At 60.4% G+C, this 23,632-nt stretch carries 25 protein-coding genes and 1 tRNA gene; 11 read left to right on the forward strand and 15 right to left on the reverse strand.

The window, feature by feature from the left end; translation table 11 throughout:
* Positions 1–43: 43 nt before the first annotated feature.
* Entirely contained in the window at positions 44–1,543 is a 1,500-nt protein-coding gene (locus tag C5J22_RS03375) for a glycosyltransferase family 39 protein (RefSeq protein ID WP_172746516.1), read from the reverse strand.
* The gene (locus C5J22_RS03380; protein WP_105437205.1) at positions 1,527–2,546 is read right to left on the reverse strand and encodes a glycosyltransferase family 2 protein; all 1,020 of its coding nucleotides are present in this window, start codon (positions 2,544–2,546) and stop codon (positions 1,527–1,529) included. The genes C5J22_RS03375 and C5J22_RS03380 overlap by 17 nt, the downstream gene beginning before the upstream one ends.
* Positions 2,547–2,628: 82 nt before the next feature.
* On the opposite strand from C5J22_RS03380, the gene C5J22_RS03385 reads away from it, so the two are divergent.
* Positions 2,629–3,582, forward strand: a complete 954-nt coding sequence (locus C5J22_RS03385) for a lysylphosphatidylglycerol synthase transmembrane domain-containing protein (RefSeq protein WP_105437206.1) — start codon at positions 2,629–2,631, stop codon at positions 3,580–3,582.
* A gap of 206 nt (positions 3,583–3,788) precedes the next feature.
* The gene (locus tag C5J22_RS03390) at positions 3,789–4,901 is read left to right on the forward strand and encodes an acyltransferase (protein WP_105437207.1); all 1,113 of its coding nucleotides are present in this window, start codon (positions 3,789–3,791) and stop codon (positions 4,899–4,901) included.
* 44 nt (positions 4,902–4,945) lie between these two features.
* On the opposite strand, the gene amn is transcribed toward C5J22_RS03390, so the two are convergent.
* From amn to C5J22_RS03430, 9 genes are all read right to left on the reverse strand, one after another.
* Positions 4,946–6,448, reverse strand: coding sequence for an AMP nucleosidase (gene amn, locus C5J22_RS03395; protein WP_105437208.1), 1,503 nt, complete (start codon positions 6,446–6,448; stop codon positions 4,946–4,948).
* A 75-nt stretch (positions 6,449–6,523) separates the two neighbouring features.
* Positions 6,524–6,694, reverse strand: coding sequence for a hypothetical protein (locus tag C5J22_RS30990; RefSeq protein WP_172746517.1), 171 nt, complete (start codon positions 6,692–6,694; stop codon positions 6,524–6,526).
* Positions 6,695–6,995: 301 nt separating this feature from the next.
* Entirely contained in the window at positions 6,996–7,292 is a 297-nt protein-coding gene (locus C5J22_RS31490) for a hypothetical protein (protein WP_105435439.1), read from the reverse strand.
* A 452-nt stretch (positions 7,293–7,744) separates the two neighbouring features.
* Positions 7,745–7,999 carry a hypothetical protein gene (locus C5J22_RS03405; RefSeq protein ID WP_105437209.1) on the reverse strand — a complete coding sequence of 85 codons (255 nt, stop codon included), beginning with the start codon at positions 7,997–7,999 and terminating at the stop codon, positions 7,745–7,747.
* Between the two features lie 86 nt (positions 8,000–8,085).
* Complete coding sequence (locus C5J22_RS03410) at positions 8,086–8,352, reverse strand: hypothetical protein (RefSeq protein WP_105437210.1); 267 nt, start codon at positions 8,350–8,352, stop codon at positions 8,086–8,088.
* Positions 8,353–8,439: 87 nt separating this feature from the next.
* Positions 8,440–8,655, reverse strand: coding sequence for a hypothetical protein (locus C5J22_RS03415; protein ID WP_105437211.1), 216 nt, complete (start codon positions 8,653–8,655; stop codon positions 8,440–8,442).
* An 87-nt stretch (positions 8,656–8,742) separates the two neighbouring features.
* The gene (locus tag C5J22_RS03420) at positions 8,743–9,012 is read right to left on the reverse strand and encodes a hypothetical protein (RefSeq protein ID WP_105437212.1); all 270 of its coding nucleotides are present in this window, start codon (positions 9,010–9,012) and stop codon (positions 8,743–8,745) included.
* A gap of 86 nt (positions 9,013–9,098) precedes the next feature.
* Positions 9,099–9,317, reverse strand: a complete 219-nt coding sequence (locus C5J22_RS03425) for a hypothetical protein (protein WP_105437213.1) — start codon at positions 9,315–9,317, stop codon at positions 9,099–9,101.
* A 573-nt stretch (positions 9,318–9,890) separates the two neighbouring features.
* Positions 9,891–10,229 (reverse strand): DUF2147 domain-containing protein, encoded by a 339-nt coding sequence (locus tag C5J22_RS03430; RefSeq protein WP_046629900.1) that lies wholly within the window; start codon positions 10,227–10,229, stop codon positions 9,891–9,893.
* A 537-nt stretch (positions 10,230–10,766) separates the two neighbouring features.
* Between C5J22_RS03430 and C5J22_RS03435 the strand changes: the two genes are divergently transcribed.
* Positions 10,767–11,033: a sel1 repeat family protein gene (locus C5J22_RS03435; RefSeq protein WP_046637522.1), complete on the forward strand. Its 267-nt coding sequence runs from the start codon at positions 10,767–10,769 to the stop codon at positions 11,031–11,033.
* Positions 11,034–11,220: 187 nt separating this feature from the next.
* Here C5J22_RS03435 and C5J22_RS03440 read toward each other — a convergent pair whose 3' ends face one another.
* The 3 genes from C5J22_RS03440 to C5J22_RS03455 form a co-directional block, all read right to left on the reverse strand.
* On the reverse strand, positions 11,221–12,330 hold the full coding sequence (locus C5J22_RS03440) for a pyridoxal phosphate-dependent aminotransferase (RefSeq protein WP_105437214.1): 1,110 nt from the start codon (positions 12,328–12,330) through the stop codon (positions 11,221–11,223).
* Between the two features lie 77 nt (positions 12,331–12,407).
* A complete protein-coding gene (locus C5J22_RS03445) occupies positions 12,408–13,286 on the reverse strand; it encodes a LysR family transcriptional regulator (RefSeq protein ID WP_105437215.1) in 879 nt (292 codons plus the stop codon).
* Positions 13,287–13,630: 344 nt separating this feature from the next.
* Entirely contained in the window at positions 13,631–13,984 is a 354-nt protein-coding gene (locus C5J22_RS03455; protein ID WP_105437217.1) for a PilZ domain-containing protein, read from the reverse strand.
* 282 nt (positions 13,985–14,266) lie between these two features.
* Here C5J22_RS03455 and C5J22_RS03460 point away from each other — a divergent pair, with 282 nt between their 5' ends.
* The 5 genes from C5J22_RS03460 (at position 14,267) to C5J22_RS03480 (ending at position 19,206) form a co-directional block, all read left to right on the forward strand.
* A complete protein-coding gene (locus C5J22_RS03460) occupies positions 14,267–15,496 on the forward strand; it encodes an NAD(P)/FAD-dependent oxidoreductase (RefSeq protein ID WP_105437218.1) in 1,230 nt (409 codons plus the stop codon).
* A gap of 11 nt (positions 15,497–15,507) precedes the next feature.
* Positions 15,508–16,308, forward strand: a complete 801-nt coding sequence (locus C5J22_RS03465; RefSeq protein ID WP_105437219.1) for an aldolase/citrate lyase family protein — start codon at positions 15,508–15,510, stop codon at positions 16,306–16,308.
* Positions 16,309–16,434: 126 nt separating this feature from the next.
* Positions 16,435–16,524: transfer RNA gene (locus C5J22_RS03470), tRNA-Ser, on the forward strand.
* A gap of 418 nt (positions 16,525–16,942) precedes the next feature.
* Entirely contained in the window at positions 16,943–17,983 is a 1,041-nt protein-coding gene (locus C5J22_RS03475; protein WP_105437220.1) for a porin, read from the forward strand.
* Between the two features lie 182 nt (positions 17,984–18,165).
* Positions 18,166–19,206 carry a porin gene (locus tag C5J22_RS03480; protein ID WP_105437221.1) on the forward strand — a complete coding sequence of 347 codons (1,041 nt, stop codon included), beginning with the start codon at positions 18,166–18,168 and terminating at the stop codon, positions 19,204–19,206.
* A gap of 157 nt (positions 19,207–19,363) precedes the next feature.
* On the opposite strand, the gene C5J22_RS03485 is transcribed toward C5J22_RS03480, so the two are convergent.
* Entirely contained in the window at positions 19,364–21,439 is a 2,076-nt protein-coding gene (locus tag C5J22_RS03485) for a lytic transglycosylase domain-containing protein (RefSeq protein ID WP_105437222.1), read from the reverse strand.
* Between the two features lie 276 nt (positions 21,440–21,715).
* Between C5J22_RS03485 and dapA the strand changes: the two genes are divergently transcribed.
* The 3 genes from dapA (at position 21,716) to C5J22_RS03500 (ending at position 23,586) form a co-directional block, all read left to right on the forward strand.
* Positions 21,716–22,600 (forward strand): 4-hydroxy-tetrahydrodipicolinate synthase, encoded by an 885-nt coding sequence (gene dapA, locus C5J22_RS03490; RefSeq protein ID WP_105402851.1) that lies wholly within the window; start codon positions 21,716–21,718, stop codon positions 22,598–22,600.
* 123 nt (positions 22,601–22,723) lie between these two features.
* On the forward strand, positions 22,724–23,200 hold the full coding sequence (smpB, locus tag C5J22_RS03495) for an SsrA-binding protein SmpB (RefSeq protein ID WP_105402852.1): 477 nt from the start codon (positions 22,724–22,726) through the stop codon (positions 23,198–23,200).
* 92 nt (positions 23,201–23,292) lie between these two features.
* Positions 23,293–23,586, forward strand: a complete 294-nt coding sequence (locus C5J22_RS03500) for a WYL domain-containing protein (protein ID WP_105437223.1) — start codon at positions 23,293–23,295, stop codon at positions 23,584–23,586.
* Positions 23,587–23,632 lie beyond the last annotated feature (46 nt).

Consider the following 23,632-nt stretch of genomic DNA (forward strand, 5'->3'; position numbering starts at 1 on the left):
CCCTCCCCACAAGGGGGAGGGGCTCCTCGCCCCACCTACGCGGTTACTTTACCGGCTCCACCCAGGCATAACCGAACGTGACACTGTCCCGCCCGCCCGAGAAGAGATAAGGCACGACCTTGGTCGCCGGCGCCAAGCCTTCCGCTGCGACCCCGTTCGCCCGCAGATATGGCTTGAGGGCATCGAGCGTTTCACCGCCTCCCTGCCAGACGATCAGCCCCGGCTGTTTTCTCTCCGCCTCGCCGAGCGGCGGCGTCTGCCCGAAACTTTGCAGCAGCACGCGAGCCTGCGGCAGTTCCAGCCGGGCGCTTCCGGCAAGATAGGGATCGTCGGTGATCACATAGGCCGGCTTGGCACCGGCATGCTCCGCCACCGCCTGTTCGATGAACGGCCCGGACGGCAGGTTTTCCTTGCTATAATCGCCGAACATCGGGCCGATGACATTGCCGAGCGCGATATAGACGACGAAGCCGAGCGCTAGCGCCGCCACCGGAAACAGCAGCCGCGGGATGCTGCGGCTCGTATCCGCATTGGCCGCCTCGAGCTTCAGGCAGAGATAGAGGGGCAGCAGTACCAGGAACGGTGACAGCCACTTCTCGCTGATGCTGGTGGCGCCGAAACCGAGCCCGATCAGCCCGACGGCGATCAGGCAGATAGCGAGCGTCCGCCCGATCACCCGCGTCCATTGGTTCGTAGCCTGCCAGGCATCGATGAGCGACCGCCGGAAGGCGATCAGGAAAAAGGCGAGCACCGGCAGCCCGCCGGTCAATACCGCCGCCAGAAGCGTGCCTATACCGGACAGCCGGTCGAGAATGGGGTTGCCTGACGCGTCCTGACGCATGGCCTTGATCGTCCCGGCCGTCGCTTCGCCCAGGTTTCCGAGCACCCAAAGGCCGTGCGGCAGGCAGATTACCGCTGTGACGGCAAGTGCCGGGATCAGCCGCCAGTCGAGAATGCGCTTGCGAAGCTCCGGTTCCGGCAGGATGGCAAGGATCGCCGCGACCGGCACGATGACGAAATTATACTTGGCGATCAGCCCGAACCCGACCGCGATGCCGGTAAGCAGGTAGGTCCAGAGGGTCGGCCGCGTCAGCGTCTTGAGGAAACCATAGAAGAACAGCGCGACGGCAAGCAGCGTGGCGATCGCATGCGTCAGGTCCCGCTGCGCCATGACGCTGACCGCCGGCATGGCGATCACGCCGATCATGGCGATGGCGACAAACCGCTGGTCCTTCAGCAACACCCGGGCCGCCAGACCATAGACCGCACAGGTGAGGAACAGCAGCAGGTTCTTGACCAGCGCGACCGCAAGGACCGACGGGCCGATCAGGTGGACGGCCCCGTATTGCAGCCAATTGTAGAACGGTGGTTGACGGCCGTAGCCCATCAGCAGGAACTGCGACTGGTAGAGCTGTTCCGCCTCGTCGCTTTCCAGCGCCTCCGAGCGCAGCACCCGAAGGATGACCGCGAGCACATAATATGCCGCGATCAGCCAGAGGATGAGGTCGGGACGGCGGGCAAGCGCGTCACTGATGCGCCGCATCGCCCTCATAGACTTCCCTGACGATGTAGCTGAGCGAGTTGTCATCGCGGTAATAGGTGCGGGCGATCATTTCCGCGATAATGCCGGTAGTGATCATCTGTACCGCCGACAGGAACAGCATGACGCCGATGAGGAACAGCGGCCGGGTGCCGATGTCGTTGCCCATGACGAATTTGTCGATGAACAGGTAGAAGAGGATGATCGCAGACAGCGCGCCGAGCCCGAGGCCGAGCGAGCCGAAGAAATGCCCGGGCCGCGCCTTGAAACGCATGAAGAACATCACCGACAGCAGATCGAGAATCACTCGGAAGGTGCGGGAAATCCCGTATTTGGAAACGCCGTGCTGGCGCGCATGGTGGGTCACCGGCATTTCGCCGATCCGCGAGCTCGGCACTACGCCTGCGACCCAGGCCGGAATGAAGCGGTGCATCTCGCCCATCAGCTTGACCTGCTTGATCACCGATCCGCGATAGATCTTCAGCGAGCAGCCGTAATCATGCAGCCGCACGCCGGTGATGCGGCCGATCAGCCGGTTGGCGATGAAGGAGGGCACCTTGCGCAGCAGCAGCCCGTCCTGGCGATTCTTGCGCCAGCCGACCAGCAGGTCCAGCTCGCGCCGCTCCAGCTCGGCTACCATGCCGGGAATATCCTTCGGGTCGTTCTGCAGGTCGCCGTCGAGCGTGGCGATCAGCCGGCCGTTCGCCTGGTTGATGCCGGCCTGCATGGCGGCGGTCTGGCCGAAATTGCGCTGCAGCGCGACGATCTTCAGGTCGAGGCCGGGACGGTTCAGCGCTTCGCGGGCATTGGCGATCGTCGCGTCCGTGCTGCCGTCGTCGACGAGGATGAGTTCCCAGTTCGCCGCGTAGCCGGCCATCGCCGCGCAGATCCGTTCGATCAGCGGGCGCACGCTTTCTTCTTCGTTGAAGAGGGGCACGACGAGGGACAGTTCGATCGGCTCGGCCGTCTCGATGCGGCTGGTCACCGACTCTGCTGTTGTACGCACCTTGCGTTTCTCCTAAACCACGGGCTGGAAAGGCCTCTGATAATGGCCGAAACCCGAAATTTCACATGGGGCACCCTACTATATGAAGAATTCTCCGGTTGCCAGCCGCCGGGCGTGGATAATTCGCCACGCGATGACGCTCGCAACGGTGGCGATCATCCTTGTCTACGCCGCCTTCATTCAATGGGTCTGGGGCTGGCAGAGCGTCGTGTCGCTGTGGAGCAGCGCCGGCTGGGGCTCGGCGGCGGTAGCGCTGGCGCTGCTGCTCGGCACCTACGTTCTGCGCACCTGGCGTATCTACGACTACTTTCCGGCCGAAACCGGCGGCCGGTTCGGCACGCTGCTGAGGCTCGTCCAGGTCCATAACCTCTTGAACATCATGCTGCCCTTCCGCACCGGCGAAGCGAGCTTTCCGCTGCTGATGAAGCGCGAGTTCGGCCTGGGCGTTGCGCGCAGCACCGCGGCGCTGTTGGTCATGCGGCTCTTCGACCTGCATGCGCTGCTCGCCGCCGCCGGCACGGGACTGGCGCTGCAGACAGGAAAGCTCTGGGCCTGGGCGCTCTGGCTCGCCTTTCTCATCCTGCCGGCAATCGCCTTCGCGCTGCGCGGCCCGGCCTTCCGGCTTGCAGCCAAGGTTCTGCCGGACAAGGCAAAGAAACTGCTCGACGAGGTCGAAGCCGGCCTGCCGCTCGATGCAAAAGCCTTCGCCCGCGCCTGGGGCGCGACACTGATCAACTGGTTCACCAAGATCGCCGTCCTCGCCTGGGTGCTTGGCCTTCTGGGTGGTCTCTCCATCGCTGCAAGCTTCGGCGGCGCGCTCGGCGGCGAACTTTCTTCGGTGCTCCCGATGCATGCACCGGCCGGCGTCGGCACCTATCCCGCCGGCATCACCGCCGGCGCCATCGCCTTCGGCGCCGGCACCGCCGGACTGCCCCTGGCGGAACTCGGCCAGGCGGCGGTCAACACGCATCTGCTGGTGATTGTTTCGTCGCTGGTAGGGACGGCGCTGTCACTGCTGGTGGCGAGGCGGAGTTGAGCCTGCCAGACGACGCGCTTCAATCCCGAGACCTTCGCCTCATCTATTGACGAGCTGCGCCTTGTCGTAAGCCAAAATACCGGCCTGTGAGATAACGCCCTTGAAAAATAAAGGATTGTATTTCCGCTAGGCTTTCGACATGAAGGAGTCGGCTTAGGGGGAGTGCTATTGTTGATGTTGGAGCAAGTAAAACCGGAAATTTTGCTATGAAGCGCGCCATGGAAAAAGACTATGGCGATACATCTTTTATTACCGGAATGCGGGCATTTGCCGCTCTTGCGGTCATCATGATTCATACCGGCGGTGCCGGTTTTAGAGAATTGGGTGAAATCGGGAAAAACTTCGCCAATTTTGGTGCGGCGGGTGTCTTCGTCTTTTTTGTCATTTCCGGTTTCAGCGTATCGTCATCCTACGAAACGTCGAATAGTTATCGAAGCTATCTGAATAAACGGCTCTGGCGAATCGCCCCGCTATATTATTTTTGGCTTGGTGTATCGATCCTGCTTGGGACAACGGCGCTTTATTGGCAGCAACAATTCTCCGCACCGGTCGACATCTATAATGTCGCCATGCACCTGAGTTTTCTGAGCTTCCTCGATTTCCGCATAGCCAACACAATTATCGGCGTTGAATGGTCGATCCCGATCGAGGTTTTCTGGTATCTGGCCATCCCGTTCATGATGCGGTTTTCAGGAAGCGCGAAACAGCTTGCCGCGTTGATCGCGGTATCGCTGATCGTCCATGTCATTTCAGCAAGGGCCGACGTCCTATTTCCATTTCTTGGAGAAAACGCCCCGTTCGTCATGCGATGGAGCCCGGTTCCCTACGCGCTCTGCTATGCGCTGGGCATCGCCATCTACCGTGCCCGGGCCTATATCCGTCATTCGGACGCCATCGGGAATCTGGCCTTCGTAATCTCTGCGGCATTTATCGTGGCCTACGTGTGTGCGCCTCGGATGTTTGCGAAGATATTCTTCGACGAATTGATATTCACCTCACTGGTCACGACGGTGCTTTTGCTGTTCGGTTCCGCCAAGAGTCGCATGTTCACTCTGGTCTTCGGTAACCGGGTCGCCCAGTTCCTGGGTATTGTCAGCTACGGGCTGTATCTGGCGCACGTGCCGTTGCTGGACTTGTTGACGCGCTATGACGGATTCTGGATGCAGAATCCTACATTAAGGTTCCTTCTGGTCAGCCTATGTGCGACGTTCGTCTCCGTCATAACCTATTACTCCTTTGAGCAGAGGCTCGTTACCTTCGGGAAAAATATCGCACGGCGCTTCTCGCCGTCCGCGCCTCTATCTGAAATTCAGAGTTGAGGCGGGCTTACGCGCTCGACTCGGGGATCAATCCCGCCCCGTTCTCACTGAAACGCCGTCTCATAAAAGCTTCTCAGCTTGCGCGAATGCAGTGTCTCGGTCGGCATGGCCGCGAGTTTCTGCACGGCGCGGATGCCGATCTGCAGGTGCTGGCTGACTTGGGTGCGGTAGAAGGCGGTCGCCATGCCAGGCAGTTTCAGTTCGCCATGCAGCGGCCGGTCGGAGACGCAGAGCAGCGTCCCGTAGGGCACGCGGAAGCGGAATCCGTTGGCGGCGATCGTCGCCGATTCCATGTCGAGGGCGATTGCCCGTGATTGGGAAAGCCGCTTCACCGGTCCGCGCTGGTCGCGCAGTTCCCAGTTGCGGTTATCGATGGTCGCGACGGTGCCGGTGCGCATGATCCGCTTCAGTTCGAAGCCCTGGTAGCCGGTGACCTCCTCGACGGCGCTTTCGAGCGCCTGCTGCACTTCGGCCAGCGCCGGGATCGGAATCCACACCGGCAGGTCGTCGTCGAGCACGTGATCCTCGCGCACATAGGCATGGGCCAGCACATAGTCGCCGAGGCGCTGGCTGTTGCGCAGGCCGGCGCAATGGCCGACCATCAGCCAGGCATGCGGTCGCAGCACGGCGATATGGTCAGTGATCGTCTTGGCGTTCGAAGGTCCGACGCCGATATTGACGAGCGTGATGCCCGCATGACCCTTCTTCTTCAGGTGATAGGCAGGCATCTGCGGCAGGCGGACGACCGGGTCGGTTTCCGGCTTGTCGTTGCCTGCAAGCGTGACGACATTGCCGGGCTCCACGAAGGCCGTGTAGCCGTCGCCGCCGCGCGCCATCATCTCGCGCGCCCAGGTGGCGAATTCGTCGATATAGAACTGGTAGTTCGTGAACAGCACGAAGTTCTGGAAGTGATCGGCGCTGGTCGCCGTATAGTGGCTGAGCCGGGCCAGCGAATAGTCGATGCGCTGGGCAGTGAACGGCGCAAGCGGCGCCGGCTCTCCGGGCACCTGATCGTATTCGCCATTGGCGATCAGGTCGTCGGTGTTGTTGAGATCCGGTGTGTCGAAGAGGTCGCGCAACGAGATGTCGGCGAGCGAACTGGTCGCCGATGCTTCCACATGCGCGCCTTCGCTGAAGGCGAAATGCAGCGGGATCGGCGTCGTCGATTCCGAAATCGTCACCGGAACGCTGTGGTTGCGCATCAGGAGGCCGAGCTGCTCTTTCAGGTAATGCCGGAACAGCTTCGGCCGGGTGATCGTCGTCGTATAGACGCCGGGCGACGAGACATGGCCGTAGGAGAGGCGCGAGTCGGCGTGGCCGAAGGAGGTCGTCTCGATGCTGACCTGCGGATAGCAGGCACGGTAGCGGCCGGTCACGGCAGCACCATCGGCAAGCGCCCCGAACGCGTCGATCAGGAATTTCGTATTGCGTTCGTAAAGTTCGGTCAGGGCATCGACCGCTTCGACCGGATTGTCGAAGGCGCGCGGCTCTACCGGGCTCGGGCTGATGAAGGAAAGCGGGGTCAGGGAAAAGATTCGTGTGTTCATGCGCTATTATAGAGAGAACTCAATAACAATCAAACGACGTTGAAAGCCTCCCGCCGATTGAACACTTGAACTTTTTCAAAGCGCCGCGACGCAGTTCGGCGTGGCGGGATGATAGCAGGGCACCGCGGTGCCAAGATGCACGCGCAGATCGTTGCGCGCCGGAACGGCGACGAGTGCGGCAAAGGCGAATGCGAAAATGGTCATGATCAGCGTTACGATTGTCAGGCGGCGTGCAAGGATGGTCATGGTTCTCTCCCCAAAGCCAATGACGGCAGAATAAAGGCGCGGGGCTGAATGCGTCCTGAGAGAGGGTTTCATCTAGCGTTCAGAATGGTTAACGCCGAAGGGGGCGGAATGCGCGACGAATCGTCTATGACCTCCGTCGCTGGTTTCATCCGCTCGCCGGAGGAGTCGGCACACCTCGCAGAGCACCGCGTTCATGAAAAAGCCGGCCACGAGGGCCGGCTTCGAAATTGATCTGTCGGTGGAGAGGTCATCCCGTGCATTGGTGCGACCAGCGCGGGATGCGGTATCTTGAAGCAACTGCTTAGTTATGCGGACGCAACGTACCGTCGTAGTAGTCGCCTTCGTCCTGTCCACCATCGAGATCGGCGTTGCCGCTCGCGTTGTTGTTGTACATGTAGCCGGTGCTCGGATAGATGCTGCCGGTCGACATGGTATCCACGCCCTGACTGCGATCCTGGCCGCGATCCTGCTGGATGGTCGGCGGCGATTGCGGCAGGCCGTTCGGGTCAGGATAAACGGCATCCTGCGCCATGGCTGCACCAGTAAAACCTGCTGAAATGATAAGAGCGGCAATACCGGAAGTCAGATAGCTTCTCATTGTCCTGTCCTTTCCATCTGTTCTCATGGTGCGGAGCGACAGGTTCATCGCTCCGTCCGAGGTACAAATCCCTGGAAGGGAGGATCGTTCCAATAGAAATGGAGCGGAGCCGCCAACTAGCGGTTTTTTTTGAACGGCAAAAAAGCCTGTAATATTGCGGGAAACCGGCGGCGCAGCGCCAAATGCAGGAAATCTCACGAAGAAGAGCATCAACGTGATTGATTCGTGGAAAAGCTTCACTTAATCTTGAACTCGATGGCTGGTTTCAGAGTCCGGCCATCACGCACCGGAAAGACGATTGCGACCCGTCTTTCCAATCGGTGTCTTGAATGAACTGCGAATACCAGCCGCTCGCGCGGCTGGTATTTCATTTTTTCCGTATGTTTGCTGTCTGTTTGATCCCGCACCGGGCAGGGCTCTGTGCGGCTATCGATGGTGAACGAACTTCAGGGTTAGTTCGGGCGGTTGACGCCGCTGTAGTAGTCGCCGTTGTCCAGATCGGAAGCACGGTTATCGCGGCCACCGCCATTGTTGAACGGAAGCTTGCCGTCCTGACGATCGATGCTGCCGGTGTTCAGGCGATCGATGGTTGTGGCAGGCCCGGTCTTCTGGGCGCCCTGGTAATAGTCGCCTTCAGCAAGTGCTGCACCGGCGAACGAAACCGAAGCGATCAGGGCTGCGGCGAGGGCGGAAGTCATCTTTGTCATTGTCTTATGCCTTTCAGAGTTGCCCGCGGCAGTGAGTTTGCGACCCGGCCTGCGGACATATGTTCGGTGTCTTGAATAGGAGGCGGTTAGTTCGGACGAACTGCGCCTTGGTAGTAGTCGCCACGGTCCAGGATGACCGTGCCGTCGAACGACTGGTTCGACTGGTCGGAACCCTTGGCGCGAGCGATCGAACCGGTGTAGCCGAAGCTGTCGACGCGGGCGCCATGGACGGACTGAGCCTGCTGGGTGGGCTGTGCGCCTTCGTAGTAGTCGCCTTCATCGGCGAGAGCGGCGGTGGCGAAGGAGGCCGAAGCGATGAAGGCTGCGGCGATAGCGGAAGTGATCCTGGTCATTGTGGTAGTCCTTTCAGAGTGTTCCGCGGCTTCAAAGTTTGCGACCCGGCCTGCGGAAATTGTTTCGGTATCTTGAATGAGCTGCGATTAGCTCGGGCGGTTTGCGCCGTCGAAATAGTCGCCGCTGTTGACGTCGGCCTTCTGGGCATCAACCTTCTGGCCGATGCTGCCGGTCTGAACGTGGTCGACGGTGGCGGAAGCCTTGGAGGCGCCTTCGTAATAGTCGCCTTCGGCAAGAGCGACGGAAGCGAACGAGGCCGAAGCGATGAAGGCTGCGGCGATAGCGGAAGTGATCTTGGTCATGGTGGTAGTCCCTTCAGAGTTACCCGCGGCTTTCAGTTTGCGACCTGGCCTGCGGAAGATTGTTTCGGTGTCTTGAATGAGCTGCGGTTAGTTCGGACGAACTGCGCCTTCGTAGTAGTCGCCACGGTCCAGGACGACCGTGCCGTCGAACGACCGGTTCGAACCCTGGGCGTTGGAGACCGAGCCCGTGTAGCCGTAGCTGGCCGAACCCTTGGCGTTCTGATGCGTTGCCGAGTGCTGCTGGCCGGCCGACGGCGGAGTAACGCCTTCGTAGTAGTCGCCTTCAGCGAGAGCGACGGAAGCGAAGGAGGCCGAAGCGATAAGGGCTGCGGCGATAGCGGAAGTGATCTTGGTCATGGTGGTAGTCCCTTCAGAGTGACCCGCGGCTTTCAGTTTGCGACCTGGCCTGCGGAGATTGTTTCGGTATCTTGAATGAGCTGCGGTTAGTTCGGGCGGTTTGCGCCGTCGTAGTAGTCGCCGCGACCGATCGGAGCCGGGATCTGGTTCTGTTGATCCTGAGCAATGCTGCCGGTCTGAACATGGTCGACGGTAGCGGAAGCCTTGGAGGCACCTTCGTAATAGTCACCTTCAGCGAGGGCGACGGAAGCGAACGAGACCGAAGCGATAAGGGCTGCGGCGAATGCGGAAGTGATCTTGGTCATTGTCTTTATCCTTGGGTTATGTTCGGTTCGGTCTTGGGTCCGAACCAGAGTGAATTTCTGTTTGCGATGCTGATATCGGACCGATCGGTTCGATCCGAAAGCCCCCCATTTCGGCGACTGCTGTCAACGAAACGTTGACAGCGAAAATTGCTTGGAAAAAATGCACGTAAAACGTGCTTATCGTGGTTATTTCTCGGAAAAAGCCACGAATAAATCGATTAAGTTACGATTTGGTAAGATAATTAATAAGTGAAATCAGTAGGATATCCGGCGCTGAAAGGAATTGCACCGACTGCGTGTAATTTTCGTGAAATCATGTCATTTTCGAGGCTTTTATGTGGCGTAAATAGTGTTCAATAGGTATTCAAGCTTTTCACAAAACTGTGACATTGAAATTTTGCGAATTTTTACGCCCGAAATCGATGCCGTTCGCGTGATCAAATTGCCTTTTCTTGATGCGGCGCAGCAAAATAATCGGGCACCTCTTGACGGTTGGAAACGAAAAATGGCCGTGCCGTTGCCGGCGCGGCCATTTCTGCACTTCTTATATGGGACGATATTCGGGCGATCGGCTTAGAGGCGGGTCCACGTCTGCGATTTGCAAAGGATGGCGAGGACGCAGCCTTTCATTTTGAGCGAATTGCCGTTGACCGAACCGGACCCGCTATAGGTCTTGTCCTCCGCGGGATCGGTGATCTCGCCGCTATATTCGCCGTCCTTGCCGGAGAGCTTGCCGATCTGCTTGCCCGAATGTTTGCCGGTCTTCAGCGTCACGCAATAGGCGGTGCCGCATTTGCCGATCACCGCGGTCTCGCCGCTGGCGGTCTTCCAATTGCCTTCGATCGGCTCTGCGGCCCGGGCTCCGGTCGCGGCAAGTGCCAGCACGGCAACAAGCATCAGTCTGCGCATCATGATTGTTCTCCTCCTTCGCTTCCGCCGCTGAGCTCTTCGGGAGCAGACAGACGGCGCGGTTTCCTCCAGTTCGCACCCCTCTGGACGAACTCGTGCCGAAATTATCTTACGCACACGTAAAGGTAAATATGAGTTTGGGCCCGACATGGCGGAATTTCAGCGCTCGGGAAGGCCGGGTTTTCCATAGCCCTGGAGACAGGTTCACCGAACCGAACCGTATTCGTAGTTAGCGATCAGTTTAAATCGTTTTCTAAACTTTCCGTAAAAATCTCCGCAAATTCCTTAAAATGCAAGGCATCCCATGTTTAACAAAAACTCAAATTTACGAAGCGTTTGAACTTTGTTTTCGTTGAATTAATCATGCTTTTTAGGCGTCTTTTGGAAGGTTGGGCGCATAGTGAAGTCATCAAACGAGCGGAAAAAACCGCCGGCCGGAAGGATCAAAACAGCCGCTTGAAGACGGTGATCCGGATGGAGCCCGAAAGGGCAAGAAACAGGGCAGACGACGAACAACAGGCTTTAACAGGGATCAAACCGATGGCACGCTTTGAAATGAATAATTCCGGAATGGCCACGATGGGTGGCGAAACCCGCGCCGACACTTTCTGCGAAATGGGCCTGATGTATGCGACCGGTCGTGGTTGCGACGTTGATCTGATCTCCGCACACAAATGGCTCAACATTGCCGCGATCAAAGGCTCCGATCGCGCCGCCGAATTGCGCGCCGACCTCGCTCAGACGATGAGCAAGATGCAGCTGGCCGCAGCACTCCGCGCCGCTCGCGAATGGATGACCATGCACTGAGCGCCTTCAGGAGCGCCGTGGTCGACGAATTGACCGGCCCCGCAAGAGGGCCGGTGGGAGAACAATCCAAAAGACAGCACCCATGAGGGATTGGGAGACAGGGCGGTCGGTCTGGACGGGGACGATCGTCGGAAATTGAGACCGCGACCGGCAGGAACAAGGCCGGCGCGGTCGTTTTTCGTATAGCCTATAGGCCCTTCAGCACCTTCGGCAGAGCTTCTTCGAACAGTGCCATGTCCGATTCCGGGCCCGTGCTGACGCGGATGCAGCGGTTGAGCTGCGCGACACCCGGCATGCGGATAAAAACCCCGTGCTCCATCAGCCCATCGACGATCGAGCGTGCATAGGCGCCGTCGCGGCCGCAATCGATCGCCACGAAATTGGTGGCGGACGCCAGCGGCTTCAGTCCGTTGGTTTCAGCGATTGCCGCGATCCGGTCCCGCGAGGCCTTGATCTGCCCGATCACCTGGGAGAGGTAGGCCTGGTCTTTCAGCGCCGCGAGTGCCGAGGCGATACCGATCCGGTTCATGCCGAAATGATTGCGGATCTTGTCGAAGGCTTCAGCTGTGCCGGGCGTCGAGATCGCATAACCCACCCGCGAGCCGGCCATGCCGTAGGCCTTCGAGAAGGTCCGGGTGCGGATGATGTTCGGCCGGTCGATCAGGGCGGCGATCTCGGGCGTCGCGCCGGCGGGGCCTGTCTCGCAATAGGCTTCGTCGAGAATCATCAGGCAGGTTTCCGGCAGCGCCTTGGCAAAAGCAACGATGCTGTCGGCATCCCACCAGCTTCCCATCGGATTGTCAGGATTGGCGAAATAGACCAGCGGCGCGTTTTCACGGCGAACGGCTTCCAACAGCCCATCGAGGTTTTCGCGGTCGTCGACGTAAGGCACCGTCACCAGACGGCCGCCATGGCCGGCTACATGGAAGTTGAACGTCGGATAGGCGCCGAACGAGGTGACGACCGGCATGCCCGGCTCGATGACCATCCGGACGATCAGCCCGAGCAGGCTGTCTATGCCTTCGCCGACGGCAATGTTGTTGATCTGACAGCGCAGATGCGCGGCGAGCGCCTGCTTCAGTTCGAAATTTTCCGGATCCGCATATTTCCAGGTGCTTGTCGCCGCAGCGCTGATCGCCTCGATGACGGAAGGCGCCGGTCCGAAGCCGTTTTCATTGGCGCCGATGCGGGCCTTCACCATGAGACCGCGATTGCGCTCGATGGCCTCGGGTCCGACGAAGGGGACGGTGGCGGGAAGGGCGCTGATCAGCGGCGTAAAGCGCGAGAATGCGGGCATGGACTTCAGTTCCGGTTCTTTTAAAACCGGCACACAATAGGATCGATTCACCGGCATGCAAGTCTGGTTGGGCTCGATTAGGCTGCATCGCCGCTAAATCTTTTCGCCTCCCGTTTGAAAAGCGCGTCGAGCCTTTCGATGACCTGACGTACCTCCGGCCGATGCCGGTCGTCGTCATTGGCGACGATCCACATTGTATAGGTGAGCTCCGCGATGATGCCGCCCTCGCGCACCAGACCGGGAACGGAATCACCGATGAAGCACGGCAGCACACCGCGCCCGTTGCCGCGGGCGATCAGTCTCGGCAGGATATCCGGAGAATTGGTCCAGGTGCGAATATCAGCCTCGTGATGCTGGAACACCCATTTATCGGCCGGGGAATGGGAGTTGTCGGTGCCGAGCGAAACCCAGGGCATGATCTCGTCTTCGGCAAGGGCGCTCGCCCTATATATGCTCGCCCTATATATAGAGTGTGCGACGACGACTGATCGGCGGATCGCCACATTGCCTGATTCCGGTCTCCGGGCGACTATCCCGATATCCGCCTCGCGATAGGTGAAATCGACGCCCTTATGCAACGACTTGCAGCAGAGCCGGAACCGGTCCTCTCTGCCCCTGATCTCCGGCGTGTGCTCGCCGATGTAACCGGAAAGCCAGGCATCGGCGCCGATCGAGACGATCGGCATGGCAAAGGCCTGCGCGTTCCAGTCGGCAATGCTGTCAGCGGTCCTTTGCATGGTGCGGACGTGTTCGAGCAGCGTTTCTCCATCCGGCGCCAGCCGATAGCCCTGCTGGCTGCGCACGAACAGGGTCCGGCCGGTTGCCCGCTCGAGCGCCAGCATCCGCCGGCCGATCGTCGGGGCGCTGAGGCCCGTGCGGGCGGCGGCGCCGCTCAAGCCCCCTTCGCTCGCCACATGCAGGAACAGTTTGAGATCGTCCCAGCCCGCATCCGTCATATCAGGCACCCTATCGTTTCACCGGTGATCTTCCCATCGTTCATGGATGAAAAGCGGCTTTCGCCGGCGCGTCTACAAGCCGCGCGGCAAATCACTAGCTCGATGGCATCGCATCATAGATGGAGTGACCGCCATGCTTCTCAACTGGGTGAGACTTTGGGAACAGCTGAGCAAGGGAAAGGACAGGTACCGCCTGAACGGGCTTCGGCATCCGATGGCCGATCCTCTCGAGGGTGCCGAATGGGCCGGGCTGCTGTGGACCGTGCCGTTGCTGTCGCGGCTGGCGAGCGGCGGCCATGAGCGGCGGGAGGAAAAGGCCCCCCGGCCGCGGGACTATCTGCCCGTCAATGACTCGTCTCGAAGCTCAGCCGGATCACGTGATGCAGAAACTCGGCGTCGATCAGCATGTTGAAGCCGACGGTGACCTTCTCTTCTTCGCGGCGGATCACCGTGCATCCGATGTCGTCATGGATGCCGAGGATTTCGAGGAAGAAGTTGTTGGGCATCGGCAGGGTCGGGCCGACCTCGATTTCCGCACCGTAGAGCGAGATGCTGCGGATCAGGCAGCGGAAGCTGGTTTTGGTGCTGAGATGATGGCCGACAAGGATGACCTTGCCGGGGCGGTCGATCGTGAACTTCTCGAAGGCCCGGTCGCGCGGGCCGTCTTTTCTGGTGTCGTGGTCCATAGTCAAGGGCATTACACCCTCCCGTTTTCATTCCTACTCTGTGACTATATTCCTCCTGCGCTGACACATTCTGAAACGGAATGATAAAATTCGACGGATCGGCGGGGATATTGACGGCAAATCCCGGTTTTAACGCTGTAGAGGCGGTTTTTCCTTTCCGTGTGGGACAGCTGCGAACTCATTGCGCGTAATCGGCCATGTCGCGTTGTTGACGGACCAGTGTCGCGGGGATACCCCTTGCGATCGGATTAGTGGTGCTATCAACGAAACCATGATCGGTGTGGGGAGCGAGACGTGACGGGCAGGTTGGTGATAATTGGCGCGGGCCAGGCGGGTTTCGCGCTCGCTGCAAAACTCCGGGCCCTGAAGGATGCGCGGCCGATTACGATCATCGGTTCGGAAAACGTGATCCCCTACCAGCGCCCACCGCTCTCCAAGAAATATCTGCTCGGTGAAATGGAATTCGAGCGGTTGACCTTCCGGCCCGAAAGCTGGTTTGCCGAAAACGATGTCGAGCTTCTGCTCTCGACCTATGTCGAGGAGATCGACCGCAAGGCAAAGTCCGTCCGCATGCAGGACGGTGCCGTGCTTGAATACGACACCCTGGCGCTCGCCACCGGCTCGACGCCGCGCACGCTGCCGGCAAGTGTCGGCGGCGATCTCGACGGCGTCTTCACCGTACGTGACAAGCGCGATGCAGACCTGCTCGCCGGCGAGATGAAGCCGGGTCGCCGGCTCCTTATTATAGGCGGCGGTTATATCGGCCTCGAAGCGGCCGCCGTCGCCCGCCATCTCGGCCTCGAAGTGACGCTGATCGAAATGGCCGACCGCATCCTCCAGCGCGTCGCTGCAAAAGAGACCGCCGACGTGATGCGCGCCATTCACGACAGCCACGGCGTGATCATCCGCGAAAAGACCGGCCTGCACCGCCTGGTAGGTGGAGGCGGCCCGGAAGGAAAACACGTGCGCGCCGCCGAACTCTCCGATGGCAGCACCCTCGAGGTCGATTTCGTCATCGTCGGCATCGGCGTCAAGCCGAACGACGAACTGGCGCAGGAATGCGGCCTCGCAGTTGGCAACGGCGTGATCGTCGACGAATTCGCCCGCACCTCCGATCCGTCCATATTCGCCATGGGCGACTGCGCCATGCTGCCCTGGAAGGGCGAGCGCATCCGTCTCGAATCGGTACAGAACGCCGTCGACCAGGCGGAAGCCGCCGCAGCCATCCTTGCCGGCGGCTCGGCGCCCTATGACGCAAAGCCCTGGTTCTGGTCCGACCAGTACGATGTGAAGCTGCAGATCGCCGGCTTCAACATGGGGTATGACGAGACGCTGGTGCGCAAGGGTGCCCGCGAGGGAAGCCTGTCGATCTGGTATTTCCGCGAGGGCCGGTTCATCGCCGTCGACGCGATCAACGATGCCAAGGCCTATGTAAGCGGCAAGAAGCTGCTTGATTCGGGAATCGAACCGAGCCGCGCCATCCTCGCCGATCCGGCCGCCGACCTGAAACAGCTCCTCTCCTGAAGGGAAACGCCATGCCGTCTCCGAAGAATCACTTCAAGGCGGCGCTGAAGGCCCGCCAGCCGCAGATCGGCCTCTGGCTGAACATGGGCGAGGCGCTGACAGCCGAGATCGCCGGCCATGCCGGTTTCGACTGGCTGGTGATCGACGGCGAGCACGGCCCCAACGACCTGCGCAGCATTCTGGCGCAATTGCAGGCGCTTGCCACCTCGCCCTCGGAAGTGGTCGTCCGGCCGCCGGTCGGCGAGACCTGGGTCATAAAGCAGATGCTCGATATCGGCGCCCGCACGCTGCTGGTGCCGATGGTCGATTCGGCCGAGCAGGCGAGGGAACTCGTCCGGGCCGTGCGTTATCCGCCACGCGGCGTGCGCGGCGTCGGTGCCGCCGTCGCCCGCGCCTCCGGCTTTAACTCCATCGCCGACTATGCCGAGACGGCCGCCGACGAAATCTGCCTGATTGTCCAGGCGGAAACCATGGCCGCGATCCGCGACCTGGAGAACATCGCCGCGGTGGACGGTGTCGACGGCGTCTTCATCGGTCCGGCCGATCTTTCGGCCGACATGGGTTATCTCGGCCGCATGGAGGCCCCTGAGGTCCAGGAGGTGATCGAGAAGGCGATCGGCACGATCCTGAAATCCGGCAAGGCGGCCGGCATCCTGACGTTCAGCGAAACCCTGAATCGCCATTATCTCGATCTCGGCGCGAGCTTCGTGGCCGTCGGCGCCGATGTCACCGAATTTTCCGGCGCGCTGCGATCACTGGCCGGCCGTTACGGCCGTGGCGGTGGCGCCGGCAAGCAGCGTTCGGGCTACTGAGAATCACCGAAGCTGCGGGAATGGAATCACTTGTTGCGATTCGTGCGTCGCGGCCGGTGGGAATCGCATGACATTTCTATAAAAGACCTTGCCATCGATATCGTTTCCCAATAATCAGGCCCGACCGGAGAGGTGGCCGAGTGGTCGAAGGCGCTCCCCTGCTAAGGGAGTATACCCGAGAGGGTATCGTGGGTTCGAATCCCATCTTCTCCGCCATTCCAGGCTCGAAACGCCGGCCCAATCCTCAAATCCAATCCCGTTCTGATCGACCTTTGCGTGTTGCTCGCAGGACCGCGCAGTCACGCCGCGTGACGGGCGAGGTGATTCCCCTCCGGAGCTTTCCCGAGGCCCTAAGTGGCTGCCAGATAAGCTCTTTCTTAACAAAGCGTAAAATACCACCGAAGTCGGTCCCTGGCTTTGTGTCCTTTCGGCAACAGACTTATGGGAAGCGGGTACCGGAAGGGCGCCCGATTGAAGTTCCAGATTGCATGACCTCCCCCGTCTTGTATTTTCAAATCCAGAAGCGAGGCGGTGGATCGTCCTTCTTCTAGCAATCGACGGGGATGGGGCAGGGAACGCTGTCCTTCAGCAAAAAGAACCCAGACCCATACGAAACTTTGACTGGAGGTCAAAAATGAACATCAAGAGCCTTCTTCTCGGCTCCGCTGCTGCCCTCGCAGCAGTCTCCGGCGCTCAGGCAGCTGACGCCATCGTAGCTGCTGAACCGGAGCCCATGGAATACGTTCGCGTTTGCGACGCTTTCGGCACCGGCTACTTCTACATCCCGGGCACCGAAACCTGCCTCAAGATCGGCGGCTATGTCCGTTTCCAGGTTGATGCTGGTCAGGACGTAAACACCGCGAACGACTCGGACTGGGATGCCTGGTCGCGCGTTCAGCTCAACTTCACTGCGAAGTCTGATACCGAACTCGGTACGCTGACCTCGGTTGCTGCGGTTCGTTTCGAAGCCGGCCAGGACGCCCTCTACACGGTCAACGCCGGCGCCGCTTACATCGATGAAGCCTACATCCAGCTCGGTGGCTTCAAGGTTGGTCGTTACTACAACCCTTGGGATAAGGGCATCAACGGCGAGGCCGATTGGAACTCCGGTACCCAGAACACCCGCATGCAGTCTGTTGGCTACTTCTACACGGGCAGCGCTTTCACCGCCGGTGTTCAGGTTGACGAACTGTCGCGTGTCGCGGGTATCGGTGGCCAGAACGTCGGTCTCGAAGGTATCGTTACCGCCAAGTTCGGCGCTGTAGCTTTCGACCTTCTCGGTGCTTATGACTTCGGTGCAGAAGAAGGCGCTGTTCGCGCTCTCGTCTCGGCTCCGGTCGGTCCTGGCACTCTGCAGGCTCTCGTTGTCTATTCCACCGGTCTTGGCGATCACAATGATAACGCTTACGCCAACCGCGGCGAATGGACTTTGGCTGCTTCGTATGCCTTCAAGGTCGGCGACAAGCTGACCATCACTCCCGGCGGTTCCTACATCTGGAATGCAAATGACGGTACTGGCGACTACGGCAGCGACGAAGCTTGGCGCGCTGGTCTGACGGTCGACTACACGATCGTTCCGGGCTTCACCGCCAAGGTCACTGCGAACTACAACAAGGTTCAGACTGTAGCTGACGAGTTCTGGGACGGTTTCGTCCGTCTCGACCGCTCGTTCTAATCATAATGGAACTCCCCCGGTTCGCCGGGGGAGTTCTCTATAAATGGCTGGCCTCAATGTAGGGCCTCCATATGGGGAGATGATACTGGGGAATGGGGCTGCTTATGCGGCCTTTACGCGTTTGATCAATTTTCGGTCGGGCGCGAACTAGCATTCAGAGAAATTGACTGGAGGTCAAAAGAATGAACATCAAGAGCCTTCTTCTCGGTTCTGCAGCGGCTCTCGCGGCAGTTTCCGGTGCTCAGGCTGCCGACGCCATCGTCGCTGCCGAACCGGAGCCTATGGAATACGTTCGCGTCTGCGACGCGTTCGGCACTGGTTACTTCTACATCCCGGGCACTGAGACCTGCCTCAAGGTCGGTGGTTATGTCCGTTTCGAAGTCGGCTTTGGTGACGGCACGAACGACTTTAACAATGGCGACTGGGATTCGTACAGCCGCGCTCAGCTTGACTTCACGGCGAAGTCCGACACCGAACTCGGCACGCTGACCTCGGTTGCTTCGGTTCGTTTCGAAGCCAACCAGGACGTTGCTTACACCGTCAACACGAGCGCTACCACGGCCTACATCAACGAAGCCTATATCCAGCTCGGCGGTTTCCGCGTTGGTCGCTGGCTGAACTGGTGGGATGCCAACGACCTTCCGGGCGAACTCGACAACCTCGGTTCGAACCGTCTGCAGTCGATCTCCTACACCTATACCGGCTCTGCCTTCACGGCTGGCATCCAGGTTGACGAACTGTCGCGCGCCGCAGGCGTTGGCGGGCAGAACGTCGGTATCGAGGCTATCATCCAGGCAGCGATCGGCCCAGCCAAGCTCGAACTGCTCGGTTCTTATGACTTCGGCGCCGAAGACGGCGCTGTCCGTGCGATTGGATCGGTTGCGGTTGGTCCGGGCACCTTCTACCTCTCCGGCGTTTGGTCGTCGGGTGACAATGCCTACTACGGCGTAACCGATACCGGCGCCGGTGAAGCAGCTGTGGCCGTTGCCTATTCCTTCAAGGCGACCGACAAGCTCGAAATCATTCCGGAAGCCCAGTACATCTGGAATACGGAAGCTGATGCAGACGGCGACTTCTTCGGCGATGATGCCTGGGGCGCTGGCGTAACCGTCAACTACCAGATCGTTGAAAACTTCGCTGCCAAGGTTGCTGTAAACTACGTGGAAGTTGGCGACGAAGACGGTACGGTACAGGGTATCGTCCGCCTGCAGCGCGACTTCTGATCTGATTTGATCGGATTGAATTTGGAAGCCCGGCCTCGTGCCGGGCTTTTTTGTTTTGATTGACTTTCGGCTGCAACAGGGATGGTTGCTCGAAATTAGGCCCGCGTCGTCTCTTGTTTGAAGGTAGAAGATCAGACTCGATCAGGCCGGGATGTGATTACCGCCGTCCAAACCGCAGATCCGCCTCTATATCCGCCTTCTGCCCGAGCCTTGTCTTGTAGACCTGGTAGTTCTCCATCACCCGCTGCACGTAGTTGCGGGTTTCGGGGAAGGGGATGCGCTCGATCCAGTCGACCACCTCGTCGAGCGACTTGCCGCGCGGGTCGCCATAGCGGGTGATCCATTCGGGCACACGCTTCGGGCCTGCGTTGTAGGCGATGAAGGTGAGGATGTAGGAGCCGCCGAACGTGTCGATCTGCTCGCCGAGGTAATGCGCGCCGAGTGTCGCATTGTAGCCCGCATCCGTGGTCAGCCGCGCCGCCGCATAGGTGAGGCCGTGCCGCTTGGCGACGCCCTGCGCCGTGCCGGGCAGGATCTGCAACAGGCCGCGGGCATTGGCGGGAGAAACCGCGCCCGGGTTGAAGGCGCTTTCCTGGCGGGCGATCGCATAGGCGAGCGCCTTGCCGGAACCGGCGATATCGGCACCGGCCGGGATGACGCCGATCGGGAAGGCGAGTGCGGCCACATCGACGCCGCGGCTGAAAGCGGTCTTGCCGATCTGCAGCGACAGGGCGTGGTTGTCTTCCGATTCGGCTCTTGCCGCGAGGATCGCCAGTTCTCCCGGGCTGGTCATTTCTTCCGCCAGCGCGCGATAGAGCACCGCGGCGCGTTTGCCATGGCCGGCATCTTCGAGCCTTGCGATCGCCCGGACGGCTTCGCGGCTTTCGAAATTCTGGCGGTCGGCCCCGCTCGCAGTCGGATAGGTGAGGTCGAGCGACTTGAGGTCGAGCCGTGCGGCGGCAAGCTGGCCGTAGAACGTGCTGGAGAAATGCGCCGCCTTGGCGAAGAACTCCTTGGCGCTGCCCGGACCGCCGTCTTCCGCCGCGCGGCCGAGCCAGTAGAGGGCGCGCGACGCCGAAAGCGGCTTGTTCGAGGTCTCGAGGATCTTGCGGAAATGTTTCTCGGCGGTTGCCGGCTCATGCAGCGCCCGCAGCGCATACCAGCCGGCGTGGAATTCCGCATCGACGATATCGGTGGAGGAAGCGGCGACATAATTGGCCGCGGTCCGGTAGGCGAGCTTGAACTCGCCCTGATCGGCGAGGCCGCGCGCCACGATGCGGCGCTCGTTCCACCATTCCGTCGTGTTGACCAGTTTTGCCGCGTCGCGCGGAGCGTTTTCGAGCAGGTCCGCGGCGTCCCGGTATTTGTCCTGCCGCCGAAGATATTCGACGCGGGCGAAGAGATAACCGGCATCGTCCTTCAGGGAGCTGTCGACGCCGTTCAGCAGTGCCTCGGCATTCTTGGCATTGCTGATGACGGCGGTCCAGGCCTTGTAGAGCGATTGCGCCTTACCGAGATCGCTAAAACGCTTCGCCTGTGCCGCACGCCCCTTGTACATCAGGAAGTCCATCCGCGCTTTGTGGTCGGCGGCGGTGAGAAGCGCAGAGAATTCAGAGAGGATCCGGTCCTCGGTTGGCTTGTCGAGTGGCTCGGACAACCAGATCTGCCGAAGCGGCCGGGCGGCCTCGACCTGTTTGCCGGAGGCGACGAGCGCGCGGGCGAGGATGAGCATGCCCTCGGTCGTTTCCGGCCGGGTTGAGCCGAAGGCCGCGAGCACGGTCGGGGCGGGCGGGTTTTCGCGATAAAGTGCGCGTTCGGAATTGGCACGCAGCCCCTTCAGCCCCGGCCAGCCCTTCAGCTCCGTCTGGGCCGCCGCGATCTCGCCGGACGGCACGCCCGACGCGCCGGATGTGGCGATAGCCCAGGTGAGGATATGCCGGTCGAGCGAGCCTTCGGCGAGACCGTTGCGTGTGGCAAGGGCGGTGGCGATGTCGTTGCCGGCAAGCGCATCGAGCCCGGCTTTCAGCGCAGGTGCCACCACCAGCGGGTCGGTTCTCGGGATCGTGCCGGTGACGTCCGGCGCCGGCATCGCGGCGGGCATGGTGATCGCGGCCGGGTTTTCAGGCTTCATATAGGGAAGGGGGGCCATGCTTTCGGGCAGCGATGCGGCAAATGCATGCATGCTCGCAGCGCCGAGCCCCAGTGCTGCGAGGATCAGAACAGGCCTGTACATCCGGTAACTCGCGAAAATAGTCGTCCCCTTATTAGCCGCCAGCCACGTTAACGAAAGCTTACCGCATTTATGAAAATGCGTGGTTTCTTATATGAGATTCCATATGAAATCCCTGGCACTTGCGCTTGTCGCCGCTTTCCCGCCGCTTTATGGTGCGCGACCTGAAAGGCTTTCGGGAAAAAGGTCGGCTGCGTCGCGGCCCGTCCAAAGTTGTCGAGAGCCGTCATAGTCATGGATTGCGGCAGCAGAATGGACGCTGTCGATTGGGAGTTTTGCATGTTCAAGGGATCGATGCCCGCGCTGGTCACCCCGTTCACCGCCGATGATGCGGTGGATGAGCAGGCTTTTGCCGCGCATGTGGATTGGCAGATCGTCGAAGGCAGCAGCGGCCTGGTGCCTGTCGGCACCACCGGTGAATCGCCGACGCTGAGCCATGACGAGCACAAGCGCGTCGTGGAACTCTGTATCGAAGTGGCCAGGAAGCGGGTTCCCGTTATCGCCGGTGCCGGCTCCAACAACACGCGCGAGGCGGTGGAGCTTGCCGTGCACGCGGAAAAGGCCGGCGCCGATGCCGTGCTCGTCGTGACGCCCTACTACAACAAGCCGACCCAGAAGGGCCTGATCGCGCATTTCTCGGCGATCGCGCAGGCGATCAAGCTGCCGATCATCATCTACAACATCCCGCCGCGTTCGGTCATCGACATGTCGCCGGAAACGATGGGCGCGCTGGTGAAGGCGCACCGGAACATCGTCGGCGTCAAGGATGCGACCGGCAAGATCGAGCGCGTCTCGGAACAGCGCATCACCTGCGGCAAGGATTTCGTGCAGCTCTCGGGGGAAGATGCGTCAGCGCTCGGCTTCAACGCCCACGGCGGCGTCGGCTGCATCTCGGTGACGGCCAATGTCGCGCCGCGCCTCTGCGCGGAATTCCAGGCGGCGACGCTTGCGGGCGATTATGCCAAGGCGCTCGAATACCAGGATCGCCTGATGCCCCTGCACAAGGCGATCTTCCTGGAACCCGGCCTCTGCGGCGCCAAATACGGCCTCAACAGGATCCGCGGCATGAACCGCACGGTCCGCTCGCCGCTGGTCTCGACGCTGGAACCGGCAACCGAAGCGGCAATCGACGCGGCACTGCGTCACGCCGGCCTCTTGAACTGAGACGCTTCCGCGCTCACCGCTTCACTTTCGGCTCTCGCCGCATTACATAGGCAGGTAACCCCGCTCATTGCCCATGGGCGGGGATTTTGTTTTCGGATAAAAAGGGCGGAACGGAATATACCCATGGCCCCCAAAGGCAGCCAGCGTACGGTCAACAAGATTGTCGCGGAGAACCGCAAGGCCCGCTACAACTATGAAATCCTGGATACCTATGAGGCCGGCCTGGTTCTGACCGGCACAGAGGTCAAGTCTTTGCGTGAAGGCAAGGCCAATATTGCCGAATCCTACGCCTCGGACGAGGGCAACGAAATCTGGCTGATCAACTCGCATCTGCCGGAATACCTGCAGGCCAACCGTTTCAATCACGAACCGCGCCGCCGCCGCAAGCTTCTCCTGTCGAAGCGCGAGATCAACCGCCTGCGCGTCGGCATCAATCGTGAGGGCATGACGCTGGTGCCGTTGAAGATCTATTTCAACGAAAAGGGCCGCGCCAAGCTCGAACTCGCCCTCGCCAAGGGCAAGAAGCTGCATGACAAGCGCGAGACCGAGAAGGAACGCGACTGGAACCGCCAGAAGTCGCGGCTGTTGAAGTCGAACTGAGTAACCGCTCAATTCCGCCGCGCCATTTCGCCATATATCGATCGTGAACTTCCATGCCTCCCAGCCGTTAAGGGAGATACCAGGGAGTTTTCGTGCGGAAGACAAGTTATCCGGATATCATCATCGGTGCGATCGAGCGGCGGCGGATCATCGAACTCCGCTACAAGGGCGTAAAGCGCAAGGTGCGGCCGCATATCCTCGGTTATGTCGGCGAGGGCGCACTCGCCCTCAGCGCCTGGCAGATTGCCGGAACGGGTTCCGGGTGGCGTCTGTTTCACGTCGACGACATCAGTGATCTGACCGAGACCGAGGCGGGCTTCCACAGCCCCGCGTGCGGATATAATCCCGGCGATCCCGCCTTTTCGCGCATCATCGAGCGGCTGTGAAATCTAGCCCTAGGAACAAAATCCACCTTCGCCCGTTCGTTTTTCA

The organism is Neorhizobium sp. T25_13, from assembly GCF_002968675.1.
Taxonomy (GTDB): domain Bacteria; phylum Pseudomonadota; class Alphaproteobacteria; order Rhizobiales; family Rhizobiaceae; genus Neorhizobium; species Neorhizobium tomejilense.

Coding starts and splice junctions, on each gene's coding strand:
- C5J22_RS03390 (WP_105437207.1), top strand. CDS start 3,789: ATGAAGCGCGCCATGGAAAAAGACTATGGCGATACATCTTTTATTACC.
- C5J22_RS03455 (WP_105437217.1), bottom strand. CDS start 13,984: ATGCCCTTGACTATGGACCACGACACCAGAAAAGACGGCCCGCGCGAC.
- C5J22_RS03480 (WP_105437221.1), top strand. CDS start 18,166: ATGAACATCAAGAGCCTTCTTCTCGGTTCTGCAGCGGCTCTCGCGGCA.
- C5J22_RS03415 (WP_105437211.1), bottom strand. CDS start 8,655: ATGACCAAGATCACTTCCGCTATCGCCGCAGCCTTCATCGCTTCGGCC.
- C5J22_RS03485 (WP_105437222.1), bottom strand. CDS start 21,439: ATGTACAGGCCTGTTCTGATCCTCGCAGCACTGGGGCTCGGCGCTGCG.
- C5J22_RS03440 (WP_105437214.1), bottom strand. CDS start 12,330: ATGCCCGCATTCTCGCGCTTTACGCCGCTGATCAGCGCCCTTCCCGCC.
- C5J22_RS03430 (WP_046629900.1), bottom strand. CDS start 10,229: ATGATGCGCAGACTGATGCTTGTTGCCGTGCTGGCACTTGCCGCGACC.
- C5J22_RS31490 (WP_105435439.1), bottom strand. CDS start 7,292: ATGAGAAGCTATCTGACTTCCGGTATTGCCGCTCTTATCATTTCAGCA.
- dapA (WP_105402851.1), top strand. CDS start 21,716: ATGTTCAAGGGATCGATGCCCGCGCTGGTCACCCCGTTCACCGCCGAT.
- C5J22_RS03375 (WP_172746516.1), bottom strand. CDS start 1,543: ATGCGGCGCATCAGTGACGCGCTTGCCCGCCGTCCCGACCTCATCCTC.
- C5J22_RS03445 (WP_105437215.1), bottom strand. CDS start 13,286: ATGACGGATGCGGGCTGGGACGATCTCAAACTGTTCCTGCATGTGGCG.
- C5J22_RS03410 (WP_105437210.1), bottom strand. CDS start 8,352: ATGACCAGGATCACTTCCGCTATCGCCGCAGCCTTCATCGCTTCGGCC.
- C5J22_RS03435 (WP_046637522.1), top strand. CDS start 10,767: ATGGCACGCTTTGAAATGAATAATTCCGGAATGGCCACGATGGGTGGC.
- C5J22_RS30990 (WP_172746517.1), bottom strand. CDS start 6,694: ATGACCATCCTTGCACGCCGCCTGACAATCGTAACGCTGATCATGACC.
- smpB (WP_105402852.1), top strand. CDS start 22,724: ATGGCCCCCAAAGGCAGCCAGCGTACGGTCAACAAGATTGTCGCGGAG.
- C5J22_RS03475 (WP_105437220.1), top strand. CDS start 16,943: ATGAACATCAAGAGCCTTCTTCTCGGCTCCGCTGCTGCCCTCGCAGCA.
- amn (WP_105437208.1), bottom strand. CDS start 6,448: ATGAACACACGAATCTTTTCCCTGACCCCGCTTTCCTTCATCAGCCCG.
- C5J22_RS03465 (WP_105437219.1), top strand. CDS start 15,508: ATGCCGTCTCCGAAGAATCACTTCAAGGCGGCGCTGAAGGCCCGCCAG.
- C5J22_RS03405 (WP_105437209.1), bottom strand. CDS start 7,999: ATGACAAAGATGACTTCCGCCCTCGCCGCAGCCCTGATCGCTTCGGTT.
- C5J22_RS03425 (WP_105437213.1), bottom strand. CDS start 9,317: ATGACCAAGATCACTTCCGCATTCGCCGCAGCCCTTATCGCTTCGGTC.
- C5J22_RS03385 (WP_105437206.1), top strand. CDS start 2,629: ATGAAGAATTCTCCGGTTGCCAGCCGCCGGGCGTGGATAATTCGCCAC.
- C5J22_RS03420 (WP_105437212.1), bottom strand. CDS start 9,012: ATGACCAAGATCACTTCCGCTATCGCCGCAGCCCTTATCGCTTCGGCC.